The organism is Actinomadura vinacea (genome assembly GCF_039532545.1).
GTDB lineage: Bacteria > Actinomycetota > Actinomycetes > Streptosporangiales > Streptosporangiaceae > Spirillospora > Spirillospora vinacea.
In genome coordinates this window covers 1-785 of the sequence record NZ_BAAARW010000053.1, presented here as the reverse complement: position 1 = coordinate 785, position 785 = coordinate 1, and the positions used below count along the sequence as shown (strand labels likewise).

At 70.7% G+C, this 785-nt stretch carries 1 pseudogene; it reads right to left on the bottom strand.

The window, feature by feature from the left end:
• Positions 1 to 785, bottom strand: a pseudogene (locus ABD340_RS47750) (hypothetical protein); the annotation flags it as partial.

Here is a 785-nt window from a genome sequence, read left to right as displayed (position 1 = left end):
TTCGTGGGTGATGTGGCCGCTTGCTCGGCGGCGGTTGACCTCCTTGATGAGGGTTCGTGGGTGGATGGCCAGTTCCTGGCCTGCGTGCAGGATGCGGAACTGGGTGTCTTCGCAGATGACGGTGACGATTTTGCCGCGGTGGGTTTGGCCGATCTGGAGTTTGCAGCCGGCGACCATGAGCGTGCCCTGGCTGGAGACGACCCGCTGAACGTGGGCGGGCGTGGCGGCCGGTGTCGGGGCGGGGGTGCTGGCGCGTGCGCCTCGCAGGTGGGCGCGTTGATCGCCGGTCAGTGGGCTGGGGCGGGTGCAGGCCAGGGCGCCGTCGGCGATGACCTGGATCAGGTGCGGGCCGATGCGCAGGGTGACCTGGCGGCCGGCGAGGGGGAGGCCGACGCTGATCTGTTTGCCGGCCAGGGAGACCAGTCCGGCGTTGTTGACGGTCCGGTCGACCTCGACCACGGCATCGGCGGGCAGGTCGCCGGTGGGCAGGGCGGTGGCCGGGGACGGGCGGCCGGGTCGTGCTCCGCGGGTGTGCAGTCGGGCCAGGTCATCGGCGGTGAGGGTGACGGGGTGGGTCTTGACCAGCCTGTCGTTGTGGAAGACGTGCAGGGTGGTGGTGGTGACCCAGACCGTCACGATCTGGTGGGCCAGTTGCGGGCCGAGCCAGATCTGACGGCCTGCTGCGGTCATGTTGCCGCTGGCCGGAACGGTCCGGTCGAACTCCACCGCGGTCGGGACGGCCGTGCTGGCTGGGACCGGTGGGGAGATCGGCTGCAGGGATGCCG